Here is an 18749-nt window from a genome sequence, read left to right on the forward strand (position 1 = left end):
ACGTGGGGGGCATCATGCAGAATTCCGACATCGCCAAGCGCGGCCTTGTACTTTTGGGCTGTGGGAAAATGGGCTCGGCCATGCTGGAGGGCTGGCTTGCAGGGGGGCTGCCTGCCGCCTCTGTTTGGGTCAACGATCCCAACCCGTCCGATTGGGTGCAGGCGCAGGGTGTGCATTTGAACGAAGACCTGCCCAACGATCCGGCGATTGTCCTTGTCGCCGTCAAGCCGCAGATCATGCGCGACGCGCTGCCGACCCTCACCCCATTGGGCAATGGCACGACCACGTTCCTGTCAGTAGCCGCAGGCATCACCATCGCCACGTTCGAAGAGATGCTGGGCGCGAAAACCCCTGTGATCCGGTCGATTCCGAACACACCCGCCGCCGTGAAGCAGGGCATCACCGCCATCATCGGCAATCCGCATGTGACCGAGCATCAGCTTCAGATGGCCGAAACGCTTTTGTCAGCGATAGGTCAGACCGTACGGCTCGAAACCGAAGATCAGATGGACGCAGTAACCGGGCTAAGCGGGTCCGGTCCGGCCTATGTGTTCTACATGATCGAATGCCTGGCCCGCGCGGGTGAGGCGCAGGGACTTGCGCCCGAGCTGGCCATGACGCTTGCCAAGGCCACTGTGGCCGGCGCCGGGGCGCTGGCGATGCAGGCCGACGACACACCAAGCCAATTGCGCGTCAATGTCACAAGCCCGAACGGCACCACGCAGGCCGGTCTGGAGGTGCTCATGGACGAAGAAACCGGGTTGCCGCCCCTGATTGCCAAAACCATCGACGCCGCGACGAAACGATCCAAGGAGCTGGCCAATGGCTGAGATCACCTTCGATGATTTCATGAAAGTCGACATCCGCGTGGGCACCGTCATCCGGGCAGAGCCATTTCCCGAGGCGCGCAAACCCGCGATCAAGCTTTGGGTCGATTACGGCGACGAGATTGGTGTCAAGAAATCATCGGCCCAGATCACCGTGCATTACGATCCTGATACCCTCGTCGGCAAAAAGGTCATGGGCGTGGTGAACTTCCCGCCGCGCCAGATCGGACCGTTCATGTCCGAGGCCCTGGTTCTCGGCTTCCATGACGCCGGCGATGCCATTGTCCTTGCCGTTCCCGACAAGGACACCCCGAACGGAGCGCGCCTGTGCTGAAACTGTTGATGACCCGAAAACTGCCCGACCCGGTTCTGGAAAAAGCCCGCGAGACGTTCGACGTAACGGTGCGGGACAACACTCAGCCGATGGATCACGAGGAACTGCTGTCGAGTCTGAAAGACTATGACGTGGTTTTGCCGACTTTGGGCGACGCCTACAGCGCCGAGGTCTTCTCTGCGGTGCCCCACCAGCGCTGCAAGCTGCTCGCCAATTTCGGTGTAGGGTACAACCACATTGATGCCGACGCCGCGCGAAAGGTCGGGATCGAAGTGACCAACACGCCCGGCGCCGTGACCGATGCGACTGCCGATATCGCGTTGATGCTGATGTTGATGACGTGTCGGCGCGCCGGTGAGGGTGAGCGGATGGTGCGCGCTGGCCGTTGGCAGGGATGGCACCCGACGCAGCTCTTGGGGCTGCATATGTCGGGCAAGACGCTCGGTATCGTGGGAATGGGTCGTATCGGCCAGGCAATCGCGCACCGCGCGCATTTCGGCTTTGGCATGACGATCAAGTTCTATAATCGGTCCCCGAAAGACGTGTCTTTCCCGGCTGAGCAAATTGACACTCTTGGCGATCTGGCGTCGCAAGTCGATGTGCTGGTGGTCGCGGTTCCCGGCGGCGCGGAAACCCACCATTTGATCGATGCATCGGTACTGCAAAAAATGAAACCCCACGCGCATGTCGTGAACATTGCGCGTGGGGATGTCGTGAACGAGGCCGATTTGATCACGGCCTTGTCAGAGGGCCAGATTGCTGGCGCGGGGCTCGATGTTTACGAGTTCGAACCTGAAGTGCCAAAGGCGCTCACCGATCTCGACAACGTGACTCTGTTACCCCATCTGGGCACGGCTGCACTTGAAGTTCGGACAGCGATGGGCTTGATGGCGGTGGACAATGCGATTGCCTTCGCCGACGGCCGTCCGCTTCCGAATGCTGTCTAGACCTCTTTCGCGTTCGGTTTAGGGATCGGCCCGTTCTTCATCGGATTGCGCTGGGTGCGCCATTCGGGATCATTGTTCTTGATCAGGCGAGACACGTAATAGGCGCTGGGCCATGCCATCAGCCAGCCGACAATTGCCGAGCCGCCGATGACCCACCAGTTGTAGTACCCGATGGAAAACGCGGTGATGACAAGGGTCCCCGTGATGAGGGCACCACTGAGAAGCGAGAGAATGATAGATAGTCGGTCCATTTGTACCTCCTTTGGGGTCAAAACGCAGGTCCGCAGAACGAGGTTCCGAAATCGCGTAGCGTCGCGCTTGACCCCGGCAGGATGTTGCCGTTTGGTCACGCGAAACGCGGAGGAAGCCCCATGATCCAGCCAGCCATCACCGGAAGCGGCGTGTTCACGCCCGAGCAGGTGATCACCAATGACGAACTGGTCGTCGCGTTCAACGCCTATGCGGACCGGATAAATGCCGACAACGCCGAGGCCATCGCCGCAGGCAAGATGGACCCGGTTCCGCATTCGAGCGCAGATTTCATCTTGTCGGCCTCGGGGATCGAGCAACGCTTCGTTATGGACAAGGACGGTGTTCTTGACCCCGACCGCATGTTTCCCAGCCTCGCACCGCGCGATGACGATAGCCCGTCGATCATGGCCGAGATGGCTGTCGATGCGATCACCAAGGCCCTTGCCCAGGCCGGGCGCGATCCGTCCGAGGTTGATCTGGTGATTTGCGCGGCGTCGAACCACGAACGCGCCTATCCGGCGATTGCCGTCGAAATCCAAAAGCTGATCGGCGCCGGGGGGTTCGCTTTTGATATGAATGTCGCCTGTTCTTCGGCCACGTTCGGGATCCAGGCCGCGGCGGATATGGTCCGGTCCGGGTCGGTCACATGCGCGATTGTCGTCAATCCCGAGATTTGTTCCGCCCACCTCGAATGGCGTGACCGCGACTGCCACTTCATCTTCGGCGATGTTGCAACAGCCGTGGTGATCGAGCCCGAGGCACAGGCAAATGGCGCGCATTTCACAATTCACGGCACCCGTTGCGCGACCGAGTTTTCCAACAACATCCGCAACAACAACGGCTTCTTGCGCCGAACCCATGACCAGATGGAAGACCGTCGCGACATGCAATTCATGCAGAACGGGCGCAAGGTGTTCAAGGAAGTGCTGCCGATGGTGTCAGCACACATCCTCGGACATCTGGACGACGCGGGTTGGGAGGCGGACAGCCTGAAACGTCTTTGGCTGCACCAAGCAAACAAGACGATGAATGATTTTATCGGGAGAAAGGTTCTGGGGCGTACGCCCGAACCCGGAGAACAGCCGAACATTCTTCAGGATTACGCCAACACGTCCTCTGCCGGTTCGATTATCGCCTTCTCAAAATATTCGGACGACATGCAAGCCGGAGACCGGGGCGTGATCTGTTCATTCGGGGCAGGCTACTCTGTTGGGTCTGTTTTGGTAGAGCGAGCGTAAACTGTTATCTTCGTCGACAAAAAAAGAGGGCCAATGCGGCCCTCTTCTTGTCTGACGTGTCAGGTGACTTAGTTCCAGAAGCCTTCGTCGACCGATTCCATCTGCTCCAACTCTTCTTCGCTGTACCGCGTCACGAACGCATAGCTGCGATCGTCCACCGCCACGAGATTGACGTCGGAGACGGGGATCATCACGTGCTTGTCCGCGATATCAAGAAAACCGCCGACTTCAGCCACGATACCGACCATCTGACCGCTTTTGTTCAGAATGATGTCTTCGATCTCACCGATATCGTTCCAGTCGGCACCAATTTCGTCATGGACCGTATCCATCGACCACCCTTCGTCGTTGGCTGCACTCATCGTGTAGATGTCACCGCCAGTGATGTCGCGGGTCCGGATAAGGTTCGCCGGATCGTCCATCGACATATTGTCAGCTGTGGCGGTCTGGCTCATCTCAGTATCGGTGGTATCGGTCGCCATATCGCTGGACGAATGGCTTTCCGCCCATGCGCCGGTGGTTCCGATTGTGAGTGCGAGTGCGCTTGCAAAAAGCTTGTTCATGGCATCCTCCTAGGTTGCGTTGTTTCTGCTCAGACAACCCCGCTTCCGAACACAGTGTTCCACGAAATATTTTTCGTTTTTGATGGAACTTTTTGCGCTCAGGGCGTGCCGGTTTCCTGCCGCCAGTGTTTGCGGCACAGGCTCACATAGGTCTCGTTGCCGCCGATCTGCACCTGAGCGCCCGTGGTCAGAACATTGCCCTGATCGTCTTGCCGCACCACCATCGTCGCTTTGCGACCACAATGGCAGATCGTACGCACTTCGCGCAGCGAATCCGCAAGCGCCAAAAGCGTCGCGGATCCGGGAAAAAGCTCGCCCCGAAAATCGACGCGCAAGCCGTAAGCCATCACGGGCACGCCCAGATCATCCGCCACGCGCGCCAGCTGCCACACCTGCTCCGGCGTCAGGAACTGCGCCTCGTCGATAAAAATGCAGGCCAGTCGAGTGTCCGCCAGCAGGCTTTCGATCCGCGCATAAAGATCGTCCGTCGGTGAGAACGTGTCAGCCTCCCGCGCAAAGCCGATCCGTGATCCGATGCGCCCCTTGCCCGCGCGATCATCAAAGGCGGCCGTCATACGGTAAACGGACATGCCGCGCTCTTCGTAGTTATGCGCGGCTTGCAGAAGCAGGGTCGATTTGCCTGCATTCATCGTCGAGTAATTGAAGTAGAGCTTCGCCATGCAAATCCATGTGCCGCAACCCGTGCCGCCGCGCAAGTCTGACACATCCGGGATGCGCTGCCGCTGTTTCCGTGAGGGCGAAATGTGACACGGCGTATATCACGCACCGTGCCAGCGGCTGAACTGCGCATCCCGGGGGCCTGCCCCATGTGCCTTGCGCCCGACAATTTCGGGTCTGGTAGAGCTATCGCATTGCATTAAAGTGGACGTCAGGGGAAAGAAGCTTGAAGGTTCCCACCGGAGTGGGAGAAAGTGTCGGGAGTTTGTGATGTCCACGTTCGGTCCATATCTGAAGAAACACACGGAGCTTCTCGTCAAAGATGTGGGTATCGAGACGGCCTGCAAACTGACCGGCAAGTCCAAGGCGACCCTGGGTCGATACTATGCGGATCACGAGGAGCATTCAGAGCGCTTCATGCCGGTGGACGCGGTTGCGGCGCTTGAACAGCAGTCAAGCTACCCGCACGTGACATCCGCCCTTGCAGAACTGAACGGCATCACCCTGTCCTTCGACCAGCGGCGTGACAACGAGACCCGAAAGGGTGGCGTCAATTCCAACGTCGTTGCGCTCAGCCAACGGTTTGCCATGCTCATGGCAGAATACCACCAGTCCATCGAAGACGGCGTGATCAGCGCAAACGAAGCACGCCGCCTGCTGCGGGAAACCCTCGCACTGCAACAGGTGCTCGTGGATATGAAACTGCATCTGGAAGATGAGACAGTTTGAAGGCGTCATTTCGGATCGCGGGTCCAAATACGCGGTAAGCGGAGGGCCCGCCAAAAGCCGTGAAGACGTCGACGCCTTCCTGAAAAACCTCAAGCGCGCCAAGAAATACGCCAAAGCCACGCATAACACGTGGGCCGTGGTCTTTTCCGATGGCACGCCTTTGAAGAACGACGACGGCGAAGGCGGGGCAGGTCAGATTATCCTGCAAATGCTGGAACGCGAAGGCCTTACGGATCATGTCATCGTGGTGACTCGATGGTACGGTGGCAAGCATCTGGGCGGAGACCGCTTTCGCCACGTTCAGGATTGCGTCCGCCATTACCTCGAAATGATCGGATAAGCCGCCGCATGGAGTTTTTCAGACGCCTCAAACTGCGCTGCCTCTGGTCTTGGCACGGTGTGGTCGCCACTTGGCGGACCGAGTACAGCTTTCGCAGCTGGGTCTGGGCCAATCTGATATCCGCGGCGCTCGCCTTTGTGTTGCCGCTGTCACCAGCAGAGCGGGCGCTGATCCTGGCGCTGGGGGTTCTCGTTCTTGCGGCTGAACTGATCAACACGGCGATCGAAGACGCCGTCGACTATATTTCGACCGATCCGCATCCACTGGCCAAGCGCGCCAAGGACGCAGGCAGCGCCGGAGTGGCCGTCGCGGCCGTTGCCGTGGGTGTTGCCTGGGTCGTTATCCTGATTGGCTAGCTGCCCGCGCTTTGCGCCGCAGGTGCCAGCGATAGATCAGCGGAGCAAGGGCATGGTCATAGGCGACCGAGGCCACTTGCCTGATCCCCGGCAATCCCACCACGCGCGCCAACCAACGATAGCGCGGCATCTCGCGCCAAAGGACAAGAAATGCCGGAATGCCGCTGGTCAGTTCTCCATCCCGCAAGACGTAAAGCCGCCGCGCGGCCGTGTCTTCGTCAATTCCCCAAGCTGCCCGTTCAGGACCATTCAGATCATCGAACTGGATCGGCAGATCATGGTCTTTCGCATAGGCCGCGTAGTGGTTGATCTCGAACGAACAAACCGGGCACTGGTTGTTGAAAAGAACGCGGGTGTCGGATGTCTTTGCCATACCGCAGACCTATGCCGGGCATATCTATGGTCAAGCGCGCCACGATCTGTCTTGCTTGGTTTCAGTAGGTCTCTGAGGCTAGAAGGCGGAGCGTCCAAATCATTAGCCTAAGTGCAGGTCTACTTGATCAGAACAGCTTGAACTTGCGGAACAGCAGGTACTCCAGCACGCCGATCACCACCATCAGCCCGCAAATGATCCAGAACCCGTTGTCGCTCTGCGCCAAGGGCACGCCGCCCACGTTGATCCCCAAGAGCCCGGTCAGGAAACTGATCGGCAGGAAAAACGCCGCCACCACCGTCAACACCAGCATCTGCTGGTTCATCGCCTCGGCGCGAATGTCGAGCATGTGATCCTGCACCACCTGGCATCGTTCGCGGATCATGTCGAGTTCTTCGCAGAGCCGCGACAATCGGTCGACCGCCTCGCGCAGGTGGCCTCTTGCGAGTTCCGAGATCCAGTCAAAATCTTCGACTTCGAGCGTCGTCAGAGCATCGCGCTGCGGAAACAGATACCGTCGCAGCGCGATGGCGACACGGCGAGTATCGGAAATGCTGCGGCGGGTTTCAGCGATATCGCTGTCGTCCAGCCCGTCCTCGATCGCATCCAGTATCTCGTTCAGGTCGGCGATCACCGGATCCGCACGATCCACCAAACGCAGCGCGATGCTGGCCAGCATGTCGCCGGTCGACACCGGCGCGCGGTTGCGGGAAACCATCGACAGGATGTCGTCCAGCGCGCCCAAGGGACGGATGCCCACGCTGATGATCCGGTCGTCCTCGATCCAGACGCGCAAAGAGATCATGTCCTCTGGATCGGCACCTTCGATCAGGTTGATCCCGCGCAGGATCACCACGGCGCCTTCGCCATGCGGGGTACAGCGCGGGCGGGTTTCGGCGGCGGACAGGGCAGCCGCGACCACCGCGTCCAGTGACAATTCGGAAAGGATCCCGGCCACATAATCCACGTCGCCCTGAACATGGGTCCAGCGATACGCTGCGTCGGGGTCGTTAGCCTCAAGGGCGCGCCCCGACCTGGAAATCAGATGGGTAAAGCTGTGGTTCTCGGGTGTCATGGCGTCAGTTTAACGCGCCCACGGGCAAGCGCACCTCAATTACGAAACGCGCCGTCCCCAAAGATCGTATTCGCCGGCCTCGTCCACCTCGACCGACACGATCTCGCCCACCGAAAGGCCCTCGGTGCCCTCGTCGATAAACAGATTGCCGTCGATCTCGGGTGCGTCGGCCTTCGTGCGGCAGGTCGCGATACCGTCCTCGTCGATATCGTCGATGATGATATCCATGAGCGTGCCGACCTTGGCCGCCAGCTTGGCCTCGGAAATCGCCTGCGCCTTTGCCATGAACCGGTCCCAGCGGTCCTGCTTGACCTCGTCTGGCACATGATCGGGGAGCGCGTTCGACCGCGCGCCCTCAACGTTTTCGTATTGAAAGCAGCCGACCCGATCCAGTTGCGCCTCGTCCAGCCAGTCCAGCAGCGTCTGGAATTCGTCCTCGGTCTCGCCGGGATAGCCGACGATGAAGGTGGAACGAAGCGTGATGTCCGGGCACATCTCTCGCCACGCGGCAATCTCGTCCAACGTGCGCGCCGCCGCCGCAGGCCGGGCCATGCGTTTGAGCGTGTCGGGATGGGCGTGCTGAAACGGGATGTCGAGATAGGGCAGCACCAGACCGTCCGCCATCAGCGGCACCAGTTCGCGCACATGCGGGTAGGGGTAGACGTAATGCATCCGCACCCACGCGCCCAAGGACCCAAGATCGCGGGCCAGCGACAGGATGGGAAATTTCTCGTCCCGGTCTTTCCAATCGGTGCCATAGGCCGAGGTGTCCTGCGAAATCACCAGCAATTCGCGCACGCCGCTTTCAACCAGCTTTTCCGCCTCGCGCAGCACCGCCTTGGCAGGCCGCGAGGTCAGAAGCCCCCGCATGTCCGGAATGATGCAGAACTTGCACTTGTGATTGCAGCCTTCGGAAATCTTCAGATAGCTGTAATGGCGCGGCGTCAGCTTCACGCCGGAGGCGGGCAACAGGTCGATAAACGGATCAGGCGACGGCGGCACGGCAGTGTGAACCGCGTCGAGAACCTGTTCGTATTGATGCGGGCCAGTCACGGCCAGAACCTTGGGATGCGCGCCGGTAATATACTCGGGCTCTGCGCCCAGACAGCCGGTGACGATCACGCGGCCATTCTCGGCAAGCGCCTCTCCGATCGCATCAAGGCTTTCGGCCTTGGCGGAATCCAGGAAGCCACAGGTGTTCACGATCACCGCATCCGCCCCGGAGTAATCCGGGCTGATCCCGTATCCTTCCGCGCGCAGTCGCGTCAAAATCCGCTCGCTGTCCACCAGCGCTTTGGGGCAGCCAAGCGACACCATGCCGATGGTGGGTTGGCCGGAGCGGGGCGCATCCGTGATCCGGGCCGCTGGGGCAAGGTCGGGGCGCAGGGAAGGAGGGTTCTGTGACATGCGCGGCATATAATGCGTTGCACCGGGCGGCGAAAGCCCAGAACACGCATGTCCGTCACCCGTAAGATATCTTGCAAGCCGCAACGGCATCGTGTTTCGGTGCGGAACATCAGTCTTGAGGCTCAACATCGACCACGCGCCGCTTTCCCGAAACCTGACGCTCCTGCCGTGGCTCAAGTTCACGCAGAACCTCCTGTTCTGGCAGGCGACGTGGTTTCTATTCCTTCAAGACACGCTGTCCGCAGCCGAAGCCGTGCTGCTTTATGCCGTCTACGACATCGGGACGACGGTGTTCGAAGTGCCATCGGGATACATGTCCGACAAGATCGGCCGACGCGTCACGCTTCTGGCCTCGGCACTCGCAGGGCTTGCGGCGATGGTCTGCTTCAGCGTCGGTGACAGCTTTGCGTCTTTCGCCTTGGCGCAGGTTCTTCTTGGAGCATCGATGGCCTTCGCGTCGGGCACGGACAGTTCGCTCCTGTTCGAAACGCTCGCCGCCGAGGGGCGTGAGGACGAGGTCGAAAAATACGAGTTGCGCTTCTGGCGGTTCACCTTTGCCGCACTGATGGTCTCTGCGGTCAGCGGCGGACTGATGGCGCGCGCAGTTCCGGTTCTGCCCTTCGTGCTTTCGGGCGTCGCGTTTGTTGCGATGCTGATCTTGGCAGCCCGGTTGCGCGACAGCGCGCATCTCGTGGACGAGATCAATTCGGTTCCCTTCAGCACTGCAATTGGATCGGCATTCCGCAAGCCGGTCCTGCTCTGGCTCTTTGCACTCAGCGTCGTGATGTACGGGTTTTCCCACGTGCCGTTCGTGTTCGGTCAGCCCTTCATCCTGCGCGCGCTGGAAACCGTTGGACTGTCGGGCGAGGCGCCGCTTGTGTCCGGGGGTGTGACCAGCATCATGATGGCAGTCTCGGTCGCGGCGTCCTTCGCGGCGCCACAACTCCGCGCGCGGATCGGTCTGGCGGCCACCCTGCTTCTGGCGTTCGCCCTGCAAATCGTTCTTTGCGCGGTGCTGGCCCTGAACCAGAGCCTTTTTGCCATTGCGATCCTCTTCATGCGGATGGTGCCGGACAGCCTGTCACGGCCGTTCATCCTCGCCACGATCCAACCGTTGCTAAGCGACGGCGTCCGCGCGACCTACCTGTCGATCCAGAGCTTCGCGGGCCGTATCGCCTTCGCGCTGAGCCTCTGGATCGCGTCGCGCAATGTCAGCGACGTGGGCGAAATGCCGGTGTCCGATCTCGTTCAGGTGCTGGCAACCTACGCGGCGGTCGGGGCGGCGATCTGGCTCGGTCTCTGGTTTGCGTCCCGCCGGGTCACGCTCGAACCGATACGCAAGCCTCCACAACCGGACGCTCCTTAGAACGATAGGCACGCCGCTGCCCACCACGGTGCGCCGAAAACTCTCGCAAATCATCCAATATTGGCCCGATTGTCGACATAAACGGCCGCTATTCCGATCCAAACGGATTGGAGTTTCCAAATGTTTCTCTCTGTCGTCGTGCCCTGCATGAACGAACAAGACGCCATCCCGGCGCTGGTCGCCCGGCTCGAAGTGGTGATCGCACCTTATAAGGAGCGGGCCGAGATCATTCTCGTGGACGACGGATCCACCGACGCAACCTGGGACGCCATCGTCGCCGCACAATCGCGTGTTCCGCAACTCCGCGGATTGCGGATGTCGTCCAACCGGGGCCATCAGGTCGCTCTGACCGCGGGGCTCGAAGCGGCGCGTGGCGGACGCATCTTCATGCTCGACGCTGATTTGCAGGATCCTCCCGAACTGCTGGCCGACATGATGGCCATGATGGATCGCGGCTATGATGTGGTTTACGGCAGTCGCCGGGAACGCGAAGGCGAAACCTGGTTCAAACGCGCCAGCGCCAGCGCCTTCTACCGGCTTCTGAACCTGATGTCCGATGTTGAAATCCCTCGCGATACCGGCGATTTCCGCCTCGTCAGCCGTCGGGCGCTCGATGCGGTGCTGGCGATGCCGGAAAAGGCCCGTTTCGTGCGCGGTATGTTCGCCTGGGTCGGCTATCGCCAGATCGGCATCGAATACACCCGTGCCGCGCGCACCGTCGGGGAAACCAAATACCCGCTGCGCAAGATGATCCGTCTGGCGATGGACGCCATGACCGGCTTTTCCACGCGCCCGCTACGCCTTGCCACACGCCTGTCCTTCGTGAGCCTTGGCGTCGCCGCGCTGATGATGATCTACGTGCTGCATTCGATGCTGGCCTACCAGACCGTGCCGGGCTGGGCCTCGGTCATCGTCGCCATCAGCGCCTTTTCCGGGGTACAGCTTCTGACGCTGGGCATCCTCGGGGAATATATCGGCCGCCTCTATCTCGAAGCCAAGAACCGGCCCCTTTATTTCATCTCCGAAGACACCGAAACACCGGTTCCGGTTCAGTTGAAAACCCGAGCCTGACATGTCTCCGGGGCTGGGTAGAAAACTGCGCTTCGCCTGCGTCGGCACGGCTGTCGCGGCACTTTATATCGCGCTCTACGCAATGTTTCTGTGGCTGGGAATGGCGCAATTTTCCGCCAATGGCCTGGCCTTCCTGCTGGCGGTCGCGGTGCAGTATTCCGGTCAGGCCGGTTACACCTTTCGCGCGCCGATGGCCGATCCGCGGCAGATCGGGCGCTTTATCGCGATGATCGCCTGCGGCCTTGTCACCTCCGCAATCATCACGGGCTGGCTGGGCCCCGGCCTCGGGCTTGCGCCTATCGCGGCGGCTGTGACCGTCACGCTGATCCTGCCGGTCCAGAATTACCTCATCATGTCGCGCTGGGTATTCATGCGCGCGTCTGACCCTAGGGAGACCCCGTCATGACCCATGTCTACAGCGACACCTTTTTCGACTATATCGACACCGGGGCACGGCGCTCGGCACAGGCATTCATCGGGCTGCTGCAAGGCGCGCTTGCGCCGCAAAGCGTCCTCGATCTGGGTTGCGGGCGCGGTGTGTGGCTTGACGAATGGCATCGCGCGGGTGTCGCGACGGTACACGGCGTGGACGGCGATTACGTCAACCGCGACACGCTGGCCATTCCGTCCGACAGTTTTTCGGCCAAAGACCTGACCAGGCCGATCGATCTTGGCCGCAAATTCGACCTCGCACAAAGCCTGGAAGTCGGCGAACACCTGCCTCTTGAGGCATCGGATGCGCTTGTCGACAGTTTGACCCGATCAGCTGATCGCGTTCTGTTTTCCGCTGCTGTGGTCGGGCAGGGCGGCGAATGCCATGTCAACGAACAGCCTCTGTCTTTCTGGCAGGACAAATTCGAAGACCGTGGGTATTGCGCCTATGACTGCATCCGCCCGCATCTCGGCGGCCGGAGCGATGTCGAACCGTGGTATCGCTACAACGCGGTTCTCTACGTCAACGAGGCAGGTCTCGTCGGCCTTCCCGAAACCGTCACCGGACACGCGGTCCCGCGCGGTCAACAACTTCGGAATGTCGGCGACCTGACCTGGCGTCTGCGCTGCGGGATCGTGTCGCGTCTTCCTCAGGCCGCTGTGACGCAAATCGCACAGGTCCGCGCGGCGCTGATTGCGTCCCGTGCGCGCCGGAGCGCCCATCAGTCATGACCGACGTCGCCGCACATCCAATCGGGATCGGGCGCGTTTCTGCCTCGGCCGCGTCGCATCATCTCTGGCCGACGCTTTGCGTCACGCTGGTCGCGCTGCTGGTCATCGCCTCGCCAAACCTCATCGACCCGATGATCCGGTTCGATGATTATCCCGCCTTGTTCGCCGACCCGACCGGCTATTGGCACAAGACAAAGGATGAAGGACGGTGGCTGGGCTATTTGTGGCACCTGCGCGAAGTGACCACTCCGGCGTGGCTCAACCATGCCCTCTACCAGCTATGCTGGGCGACGATTGCCGCCAGTCTTGGGGCCTTGACCTTCAGGGGTCATGAAAACGCAGGCTGGTTCGCAGCCGTCGCCGCTTTGTTGGTGCTGGTGTCGCCGTCGGCGCTGCTGATTTCACTTTGGTTCAACACCTTGCTTCCCGGCATCGCATTGGTGGCAGCCTACGCGGTATTGGCCCATTTCACCTCCGCCATCACGCTGCGAGCCCTTATGCCGGTGTTCGTCATCCTCAGCTTCATGTCTTATACGAACTACCCTCTCCTGATCCTCACGGTTGCCGTCTTGCGGACCGAAGACCGGTCAATCCGAGATCTGGCCATTCTGCTGGCGCTTTTCGTGGTCAGTTTCGCCGCCGCAGTTCTCACGGTCTACGCGATCAATTATCACATTCACGGTGTATTTGGCGTGCACGTGGCGGATTGGCGCAACGCGACACCGGCGTCCGATCTAGCGGGAATCGTCGCGAATTCTCCGGTTCTGGCCGAGACCGTTCGCGACTACGTGACCAAGACTACCTTTCACTTCGAACCAGCCATCTATTTCCATCTGGGATTGCTGCTAGGCTCGACCGTCATCCTATTGCGCCGTGCCCCGCTTGAAGCCGCGTATCTTTTTGCGGTGATGGCTGTCGGCGTGGCGATACTGCTTTTGCAGGTTCTCAAAATGGGGCTCTACGTGCCGACCCGTGCCTGCCTGATTATTTGGCTGATCTATGCTCTGATCGTCGCGCGGGCCACGCATCTGGTATCGCTGGATCGTGGGTTGATTGGCCGTATGGCGCGCAACTGTGCCTTGCTGATCATCGGGAGCTACGGATTGCAGACGATCATCCACTATTCCGCGTATTGGGCGTGGCAGGACGACACGCGGGTCCTTGCTGCCGATCTCCGGACGGTCGAGGGACGTGTGGTCATTGCAGACGATGTATTGCCACTGGCGTCCGCGCAGCAGGCGTTCATTCTGGACACCCGCGGCTTGGCGTGGCGTTTGAAGCAGTTGACGGGGCGCGACGTGGCGGTCTGCCTTGACGGGTTGGGCTGCTGTGCCGCCGCCGATGCCGGAGGGGCAGTTGTTTGTCCGACACGCATCCACCTTGAGCCGTCAGAGACCGGATTGGTCCTTAAAATCCGTCCGCCAGTCTGAGAAAGAATTAAGGGGCGGTAGACCCGCCCCTATAATCCAACAATCTTGTTGATCTATTCTGTCGATAAGAGCCTTCGTTCACCGACGCCGGTCGCGCCGCGACGACATCGGTTGGAACGCCACGCCGACATGCGCTTCGCAATAGGGTTTGCCCTGCTGTACCGGCAGCCCGCAGAACCAGAAGTTCGGCGTTGCCGGATCGCCGACCGGCCATTTGCAGGTCCGTTCGGTCAGTTCCATCAGCGTCAGCTTTTTGGCCTTTTTCTCGACCGCGTTTACCTTGGCCAAGGCCTCGGGGCTGATCTCGTTGGCCGATGGTTGCGGGGGGAGGGGCTGACCTGCGGGAATGATCTGCTTTCGCGGGCTGGGCGGAGGGGTCGCGGATTTTGTTTCCATGACCACTTCGGGCTGCGCGGGTTTGGCAGGCGCTGCCGGTTTGGGCGCGGCCTTGGGTTTCGCGGCTTCCGCCTTTGGCGCGGGTTTGGCTTCGGCCTTGGTCGTCCCGGCCGCACCGGCGCGGTTCGACAGCCCGAGGCGATGCACCTTGCCGATCACGGCGTTGCGGGTCACGCCGCCCAGCTCTTTGGCGATCTGGCTTGCGGACTGGCCCTCGCCCCACATCTTCTTGAGCAGTTCCACACGTTCATCGGTCCAGGACATCGTGCCCTCCATCAAAAAGAGCGGCCGTTTGCGTTGGCCGCCCGAAATCTCTAAGTCGCTTCTTATTCTAATCATGCGTGGGCGAGTTACAACCCGCACTGACAGGCAAGAGGGCACCAATGCAGCAGACAGGGCAGATGATTGCGAACGAACGCCGCTTCGGAAGAGTGAACTGGCTGGGCCTTTACACCTTGGGTCAGCGGGAAATCCTGCGTTTCCTGAATGTCTGGACGCAGACACTGCTCGCGCCGCTCGTCACGGCGGGTCTTTTCATGCTGATCTTCACCATCGCTATCGGTCCCCGCCGGGGTGACGTGATGGGAGTGGACTTCACCACCTTCATCGCCCCGGGCATCCTGATGATGACCGTGATCCAGAATGCCTTTGCCAACACGTCGTCCTCGATCGTGGTGTCCAAGGTGCAGGGCAATATCGTCGACACATTGATGCCGCCGCTCTCTGCCGGGGAGTTGGTTCTGGGCTACCTCGCCGGAGGCGTTGCCCGCGGCTTGATCGTGGCCATCGCCATCGCCGTGGCGCTTTGGGTGTTTCTCGGCATCGTTCCGCAGCATCCGATGGCCGCGCTCTACTTCGTGATCGTCGGAGCGGCGCTCTTGTCGGGGATCGGCATGGTCGCAGGCATCTACGCCGAGAAGTTCGATCAGATGGCCGCGATTACCAACTTCATCGTGACGCCGCTCGCCTTTCTGTCGGGCACCTTCTATTCGGTCGATGCGTTGCCGCCGCTGCTGAATGACATCACCCACGGCAACCCGATCTTTCACCTGATCGACGGGGTGCGCTGGGGCATGATCGGCGTGTCGGACAGCAGTCCTCTTCTGGGAGCGATCGTGGCGCTGGCAAGCACCATTGCGATCAACGTGCTGGCGTGGTCCTTCTTCCGACGCGGCTACCGGCTGAAGGCCTGATCGGCCTTTTGCGCAACACAAATAATGTGGACGGCGAGCGCAGGGTTTGCGCCTTGAACCCGAACGGGGGCGACGTCATGCGCCGCTTGGTCGGTTTCAGAAATTACTGGCTGCGCATCGGCACGATCTGCTGAACGATGCCCACCAGAACAAGGTAAAGCGACGTGGCGATCAAGCCCCAATGCGCCCAGCTTTCCGGATGGAAATCGACCCAGGCCGCCCAACCCGCGAAAAACGTCCATGCCAACGCGATCGGTAGCGACACGCTGCGCCACCGCTCCGTGCGGACCGGGTGGATGAACTTGAGCGGCAGGAACATCGCCACCGCCAGGACCGCAACCAAGGTTAATGACACCCAGAAATTCGGCTCGATGGCGAAGAGGACGAGGATCAGCATGTTCCAACAGCCGGGAAACCCGTGAAAGGAATTGTCCGATGTCTTCATGCGACTGTCCGCGAAATAAAGCGCCGAGGCAAAGGTGATCACGATGATTGCGAACCACCCGGTCCAGCCGGGCAACAGACCGGACTGGAACAGCGCGAACGCAGGAATGAACACGTAGGTCAGGTAGTCGATGATGAGGTCGAGCAGCACCCCGTCGAAGCGCGGTGCGTTCCGCTTTACATCGAATTTGCGCGCCAACGGCCCATCCACGCCGTCGACGGCAAAGGCGACCACGAGCCAGAGGAACATGATCGACCATTCCTCCTGCGCCGCCGCCAGAAGCGCCAGCATGGCAAACACCGCACCCGTAGCGGTCAGAAGATGAACACAAAGCGCGCGGGCGTGATCGGTCATTTGGCGGTTTTGGCGCAAATGCTCCGACCTTGCAACGCGGCTGTGCCGTTGCGCCGATGGCCCTCGGTCAAGTTCGATTGACCTGTCACCTTCACGCAACGAGCCGCTGTCCGTCATGGCCGGTGATCATTGCTGGCACGATCTCGCCCACGGGCTGCGGGGTGGCGAAGGAGACCTCGGTGAATTGCTCGGTCCGTCCCATGTCGGGCGCTTCCATCAAGACGCGATGGCTGCGGCCGTGTTGCGCCAGCAAGTGCCGTTCGACCGCCTGTGCGCCCGCATCCCGCAGACGCGCGGCGCGGACCTTGATCGCGCGCCCGTCCACTTGCGGCATCCGTGCGGCAGGAGTGCCCTCGCGGGGGGAGTAGGGGAAGACATGCAGCCAGGTCAGGTCACATTCCTCGACCAGCCGGAGAGAGTTCTCGAAATGCGCCTCGGTCTCGGTCGGGAAGCCCGCGATGATATCCGCGCCGAAGGTCATGTCGGGCCGAAGGCTGCGGGCTTCTTCGGCAAAGCGAATGGCATCCTCGCGCAAATGGCGGCGTTTCATGCGCTTCAGGATGAGGTCGTCGCCATGCTGAAGGCTCAGATGCAGATGCGGCATCAGACGCGGTTCCGTCGCGATCGCCTGCATCAGATTCTCGTCCACCTCGATACTGTCGATGGAACTGATCCGCAGGCGCGGCAGATCCGGCACCAGCTTCAGGATGCGCATGACCAGATCGCCCAGTTTCGGCTGTGCGGGCAGGTCTGCGCCCCAAGAGGTCAGGTCGACGCCGGTGAGCACCACCTCGTTGAAGCCCTTGTCGACCAGTCGCTTGATCTGATCGACGATCACTCCGGCAGGCACGGACCGCGAATTGCCGCGACCGTAGGGGATGATGCAGAAGGTGCAGCGATGGTCGCAGCCATTCTGTACCTGCACATAGGCGCGGCTGCGGGTGCCGAAGCCGTCGATCAGGTGCTGCGCGGTTTCGGTGACAGACATGATGTCGTTGACCTGCACCGCTTCGGTGTCGCCGATGAAGTCGGCCGACAATCCGCGCCATGTGTCCGGTGTCATCTTCTCGGTATTGCCGATCACCGCATCGACCTCGGCCATATGGGCAAAGGTTTCGGGCTCGGTTTGCGCGGCGCAGCCGGTGACGATCAGCTTGGCATCCGGGTTGTCCCGGCGCAGCTTGCGGATTTCCTGCCGGGCCTTGCGCACCGCTTCGGCCGTCACGGCGCAGGTGTTGACGACGACCGCGTTTTCGAGACCCGCCTGCGCGGCCAGATCTTTCATTGCCTCGGTCTCGTAAGCATTCAGCCGGCAGCCGAGCGTGGTGAACTTGGGCGGTGTCATCGTACCTGCTCCAACCAGTCCCGAGTGAACATCCCCGAGAACACGTGCGCCGTCGGTCCCGTCATCCAGACGCCATCCTCGCGCCAGTCGATCTCGATCCGCCCGCCGTCGAGATCAATCGCCACAGTCCGGTCGGTCAGACCCCGCCGCGCGGCGGCGACAGCCGTTGCGCAGGATGACGACCCCGACGCCAACGTCACGCCGACACCCCGTTCCCACACCCGCATCCGCAGATGGTTCTTTCCGATCACGCTGGCGAATTGCACGTTGGTGCGCCGTGGGTAAAGCGGATGATGCTCGATCTCCGCACCGCGTATCTCAAGATCGACCGATTCGGCATCTCCGACGAAGAATGTACAATGCGGATTGCCCATACCGGTGGCCGTCGGGGCGCCGTCGATGGGCAATTCGAGCGTATCCACCTCGCGGGCAAGCGGGACATCCTGCCAGTCAAGTTGCGGTTGCCCCATATTCACCGACGTCAGCCCATCGCCCGCGTCGCGCGCCGCAAGATACCCACGTTCCGTTTTCAATACCACGTCCGAGCGACCGCTCTCATCCATCAGGAAACGCGCGATACAGCGTGTGGCGTTGCCACAGGCCCCTGCGGTAGACCCATCCGAATTGTAAAACACGAGCTGCGCATCCGAACCGTCTGCTCCGTTTTGAATGAGCGCCAGTTGGTCGAACCCGACACCCCGATGCCGGTCCCCGATCGCCCGCGCCAGCGCGGCGGTCATGTCTATGCGATGCGCACGGCTATCCAGCACGACAAAATCATTGCCGAGCCCGTGCATCTTCATGAAGGCGATATCGCGCGTCGCGTGGGTCATCATGGCCGCGCATATACGCCCGCGCGCTACATC

23 protein-coding genes are annotated in these 18749 nt (G+C 60.9%); 13 read left to right on the plus strand and 10 right to left on the minus strand.

Features of this window, described 5'->3' with window-relative positions:
• Positions 1–14: 14 nt before the first annotated feature.
• From proC to Q1B16_RS16330, 3 genes are read left to right on the plus strand one after another with little or no spacing between them, the layout of a single operon-like run.
• Positions 15–830, plus strand: coding sequence for a pyrroline-5-carboxylate reductase (gene proC / locus Q1B16_RS16320; RefSeq protein ID WP_299791153.1), 816 nt, complete (start codon positions 15–17; stop codon positions 828–830).
• On the plus strand, positions 823–1161 hold the full coding sequence (locus Q1B16_RS16325) for a tRNA-binding protein (RefSeq protein ID WP_299791156.1): 339 nt from the start codon (positions 823–825) through the stop codon (positions 1159–1161). The genes proC and Q1B16_RS16325 overlap by 8 nt, the downstream gene beginning before the upstream one ends.
• Entirely contained in the window at positions 1158–2108 is a 951-nt protein-coding gene (locus Q1B16_RS16330; RefSeq protein ID WP_299791595.1) for a D-glycerate dehydrogenase, read from the plus strand. The genes Q1B16_RS16325 and Q1B16_RS16330 overlap by 4 nt, the downstream gene beginning before the upstream one ends.
• Here the strand turns inward: Q1B16_RS16330 and Q1B16_RS16335 are convergent.
• On the minus strand, positions 2105–2359 hold the full coding sequence (locus Q1B16_RS16335) for a hypothetical protein (protein ID WP_299791159.1): 255 nt from the start codon (positions 2357–2359) through the stop codon (positions 2105–2107). The two genes, Q1B16_RS16330 and Q1B16_RS16335, sit on opposite strands and share 4 nt — an antisense overlap.
• A gap of 120 nt (positions 2360–2479) precedes the next feature.
• Here Q1B16_RS16335 and Q1B16_RS16340 point away from each other — a divergent pair, with 120 nt between their 5' ends.
• Complete coding sequence (locus Q1B16_RS16340) at positions 2480–3598, plus strand: beta-ketoacyl-ACP synthase III (RefSeq protein WP_299791162.1); 1119 nt, start codon at positions 2480–2482, stop codon at positions 3596–3598.
• A gap of 68 nt (positions 3599–3666) precedes the next feature.
• Here Q1B16_RS16340 and Q1B16_RS16345 read toward each other — a convergent pair whose 3' ends face one another.
• Entirely contained in the window at positions 3667–4161 is a 495-nt protein-coding gene (locus Q1B16_RS16345) for a PRC-barrel domain-containing protein (protein WP_299791165.1), read from the minus strand.
• A gap of 98 nt (positions 4162–4259) precedes the next feature.
• The gene (locus Q1B16_RS16350; RefSeq protein ID WP_299791168.1) at positions 4260–4841 is read right to left on the minus strand and encodes a thymidine kinase; all 582 of its coding nucleotides are present in this window, start codon (positions 4839–4841) and stop codon (positions 4260–4262) included.
• A gap of 268 nt (positions 4842–5109) precedes the next feature.
• On the opposite strand from Q1B16_RS16350, the gene Q1B16_RS16355 reads away from it, so the two are divergent.
• From Q1B16_RS16355 to Q1B16_RS16365, 3 genes are read left to right on the plus strand one after another with little or no spacing between them, the layout of a single operon-like run.
• Positions 5110–5568, plus strand: a complete 459-nt coding sequence (locus Q1B16_RS16355; protein ID WP_299791171.1) for a hypothetical protein — start codon at positions 5110–5112, stop codon at positions 5566–5568.
• Positions 5555–5908, plus strand: a complete 354-nt coding sequence (locus Q1B16_RS16360) for a YigZ family protein (protein ID WP_299791174.1) — start codon at positions 5555–5557, stop codon at positions 5906–5908. The genes Q1B16_RS16355 and Q1B16_RS16360 overlap by 14 nt, the downstream gene beginning before the upstream one ends.
• Before the next feature lie 8 nt (positions 5909–5916).
• Entirely contained in the window at positions 5917–6264 is a 348-nt protein-coding gene (locus Q1B16_RS16365; RefSeq protein WP_299791177.1) for a diacylglycerol kinase, read from the plus strand.
• On the opposite strand, the gene Q1B16_RS16370 is transcribed toward Q1B16_RS16365, so the two are convergent.
• The 3 genes from Q1B16_RS16370 to rimO all read right to left on the minus strand — a co-directional run bounded on the left by Q1B16_RS16370 (position 6248) and on the right by rimO (position 9128).
• Positions 6248–6637, minus strand: a complete 390-nt coding sequence (locus Q1B16_RS16370) for a DUF393 domain-containing protein (RefSeq protein ID WP_299791180.1) — start codon at positions 6635–6637, stop codon at positions 6248–6250. The two genes, Q1B16_RS16365 and Q1B16_RS16370, sit on opposite strands and share 17 nt — an antisense overlap.
• 127 nt (positions 6638–6764) lie before the next feature.
• Entirely contained in the window at positions 6765–7712 is a 948-nt protein-coding gene (locus Q1B16_RS16375) for a zinc transporter ZntB (RefSeq protein ID WP_299791184.1), read from the minus strand.
• Positions 7713–7751: 39 nt separating this feature from the next.
• On the minus strand, positions 7752–9128 hold the full coding sequence (gene rimO / locus Q1B16_RS16380) for a 30S ribosomal protein S12 methylthiotransferase RimO (RefSeq protein WP_299791187.1): 1377 nt from the start codon (positions 9126–9128) through the stop codon (positions 7752–7754).
• A 106-nt stretch (positions 9129–9234) separates the two neighbouring features.
• On the opposite strand from rimO, the gene Q1B16_RS16385 reads away from it, so the two are divergent.
• The 5 genes from Q1B16_RS16385 (at position 9235) to Q1B16_RS16405 (ending at position 14150) form a co-directional block, all read left to right on the plus strand.
• Complete coding sequence (locus Q1B16_RS16385; RefSeq protein ID WP_299791190.1) at positions 9235–10485, plus strand: MFS transporter; 1251 nt, start codon at positions 9235–9237, stop codon at positions 10483–10485.
• Positions 10486–10605: 120 nt separating this feature from the next.
• The gene (locus Q1B16_RS16390; RefSeq protein ID WP_299791193.1) at positions 10606–11556 is read left to right on the plus strand and encodes a glycosyltransferase family 2 protein; all 951 of its coding nucleotides are present in this window, start codon (positions 10606–10608) and stop codon (positions 11554–11556) included.
• A gap of 1 nt (position 11557) precedes the next feature.
• Positions 11558–11962, plus strand: coding sequence for a GtrA family protein (locus tag Q1B16_RS16395; protein ID WP_299791196.1), 405 nt, complete (start codon positions 11558–11560; stop codon positions 11960–11962).
• Entirely contained in the window at positions 11959–12720 is a 762-nt protein-coding gene (locus tag Q1B16_RS16400) for a methyltransferase domain-containing protein (RefSeq protein ID WP_299791199.1), read from the plus strand. Before Q1B16_RS16395 ends, Q1B16_RS16400 begins: the two co-directional genes overlap by 4 nt.
• Complete coding sequence (locus Q1B16_RS16405; RefSeq protein ID WP_299791202.1) at positions 12717–14150, plus strand: hypothetical protein; 1434 nt, start codon at positions 12717–12719, stop codon at positions 14148–14150. Before Q1B16_RS16400 ends, Q1B16_RS16405 begins: the two co-directional genes overlap by 4 nt.
• 78 nt (positions 14151–14228) lie before the next feature.
• Here the strand turns inward: Q1B16_RS16405 and Q1B16_RS16410 are convergent, their stop codons facing one another.
• Complete coding sequence (locus Q1B16_RS16410; RefSeq protein WP_299791205.1) at positions 14229–14810, minus strand: GcrA family cell cycle regulator; 582 nt, start codon at positions 14808–14810, stop codon at positions 14229–14231.
• Positions 14811–14929: 119 nt separating this feature from the next.
• Between Q1B16_RS16410 and Q1B16_RS16415 the strand changes: the two genes are divergently transcribed.
• Positions 14930–15739 (plus strand): ABC transporter permease, encoded by an 810-nt coding sequence (locus Q1B16_RS16415; protein ID WP_299791208.1) that lies wholly within the window; start codon positions 14930–14932, stop codon positions 15737–15739.
• Between the two features lie 103 nt (positions 15740–15842).
• On the opposite strand, the gene Q1B16_RS16420 is transcribed toward Q1B16_RS16415, so the two are convergent.
• The 3 genes from Q1B16_RS16420 to dapF all read right to left on the minus strand — a co-directional run bounded on the left by Q1B16_RS16420 (position 15843) and on the right by dapF (position 18719).
• Positions 15843–16538 carry a CDP-alcohol phosphatidyltransferase family protein gene (locus Q1B16_RS16420; RefSeq protein WP_299791211.1) on the minus strand — a complete coding sequence of 232 codons (696 nt, stop codon included), beginning with the start codon at positions 16536–16538 and terminating at the stop codon, positions 15843–15845.
• A 91-nt stretch (positions 16539–16629) separates the two neighbouring features.
• The gene (mtaB, locus tag Q1B16_RS16425; RefSeq protein ID WP_299791214.1) at positions 16630–17883 is read right to left on the minus strand and encodes a tRNA (N(6)-L-threonylcarbamoyladenosine(37)-C(2))-methylthiotransferase MtaB; all 1254 of its coding nucleotides are present in this window, start codon (positions 17881–17883) and stop codon (positions 16630–16632) included.
• Positions 17880–18719, minus strand: coding sequence for a diaminopimelate epimerase (dapF, locus tag Q1B16_RS16430; protein WP_299791217.1), 840 nt, complete (start codon positions 18717–18719; stop codon positions 17880–17882). Before dapF ends, mtaB begins: the two co-directional genes overlap by 4 nt.
• Positions 18720–18749 lie beyond the last annotated feature (30 nt).

It is taken from the genome of uncultured Marivita sp. (assembly GCF_947488135.1).
Taxonomy (GTDB): domain Bacteria; phylum Pseudomonadota; class Alphaproteobacteria; order Rhodobacterales; family Rhodobacteraceae; genus Marivita.

Excerpts from the sequence above, each read along its gene's own strand:
- proC (WP_299791153.1), top strand. The coding sequence starts at position 15 with ATGCAGAATTCCGACATCGCCAAGCGCGGCCTTGTACTTTTGGGCTGT.
- Q1B16_RS16325 (WP_299791156.1), top strand. The coding sequence starts at position 823 with ATGGCTGAGATCACCTTCGATGATTTCATGAAAGTCGACATCCGCGTG.
- Q1B16_RS16335 (WP_299791159.1), bottom strand. The coding sequence starts at position 2,359 with ATGGACCGACTATCTATCATTCTCTCGCTTCTCAGTGGTGCCCTCATC.
- Q1B16_RS16340 (WP_299791162.1), top strand. The coding sequence starts at position 2,480 with ATGATCCAGCCAGCCATCACCGGAAGCGGCGTGTTCACGCCCGAGCAG.
- Q1B16_RS16345 (WP_299791165.1), bottom strand. The coding sequence starts at position 4,161 with ATGAACAAGCTTTTTGCAAGCGCACTCGCACTCACAATCGGAACCACC.
- Q1B16_RS16350 (WP_299791168.1), bottom strand. The coding sequence starts at position 4,841 with ATGGCGAAGCTCTACTTCAATTACTCGACGATGAATGCAGGCAAATCG.
- Q1B16_RS16355 (WP_299791171.1), top strand. The coding sequence starts at position 5,110 with ATGTCCACGTTCGGTCCATATCTGAAGAAACACACGGAGCTTCTCGTC.
- Q1B16_RS16360 (WP_299791174.1), top strand. The coding sequence starts at position 5,555 with ATGAGACAGTTTGAAGGCGTCATTTCGGATCGCGGGTCCAAATACGCG.
- Q1B16_RS16365 (WP_299791177.1), top strand. The coding sequence starts at position 5,917 with ATGGAGTTTTTCAGACGCCTCAAACTGCGCTGCCTCTGGTCTTGGCAC.
- Q1B16_RS16370 (WP_299791180.1), bottom strand. The coding sequence starts at position 6,637 with ATGGCAAAGACATCCGACACCCGCGTTCTTTTCAACAACCAGTGCCCG.
- Q1B16_RS16375 (WP_299791184.1), bottom strand. The coding sequence starts at position 7,712 with ATGACACCCGAGAACCACAGCTTTACCCATCTGATTTCCAGGTCGGGG.
- rimO (WP_299791187.1), bottom strand. The coding sequence starts at position 9,128 with ATGCCGCGCATGTCACAGAACCCTCCTTCCCTGCGCCCCGACCTTGCC.
- Q1B16_RS16390 (WP_299791193.1), top strand. The coding sequence starts at position 10,606 with ATGTTTCTCTCTGTCGTCGTGCCCTGCATGAACGAACAAGACGCCATC.
- Q1B16_RS16395 (WP_299791196.1), top strand. The coding sequence starts at position 11,558 with ATGTCTCCGGGGCTGGGTAGAAAACTGCGCTTCGCCTGCGTCGGCACG.
- Q1B16_RS16400 (WP_299791199.1), top strand. The coding sequence starts at position 11,959 with ATGACCCATGTCTACAGCGACACCTTTTTCGACTATATCGACACCGGG.
- Q1B16_RS16405 (WP_299791202.1), top strand. The coding sequence starts at position 12,717 with ATGACCGACGTCGCCGCACATCCAATCGGGATCGGGCGCGTTTCTGCC.
- Q1B16_RS16410 (WP_299791205.1), bottom strand. The coding sequence starts at position 14,810 with ATGTCCTGGACCGATGAACGTGTGGAACTGCTCAAGAAGATGTGGGGC.
- Q1B16_RS16415 (WP_299791208.1), top strand. The coding sequence starts at position 14,930 with ATGCAGCAGACAGGGCAGATGATTGCGAACGAACGCCGCTTCGGAAGA.
- Q1B16_RS16420 (WP_299791211.1), bottom strand. The coding sequence starts at position 16,538 with ATGACCGATCACGCCCGCGCGCTTTGTGTTCATCTTCTGACCGCTACG.
- mtaB (WP_299791214.1), bottom strand. The coding sequence starts at position 17,883 with ATGACACCGCCCAAGTTCACCACGCTCGGCTGCCGGCTGAATGCTTAC.
- dapF (WP_299791217.1), bottom strand. The coding sequence starts at position 18,719 with ATGATGACCCACGCGACGCGCGATATCGCCTTCATGAAGATGCACGGG.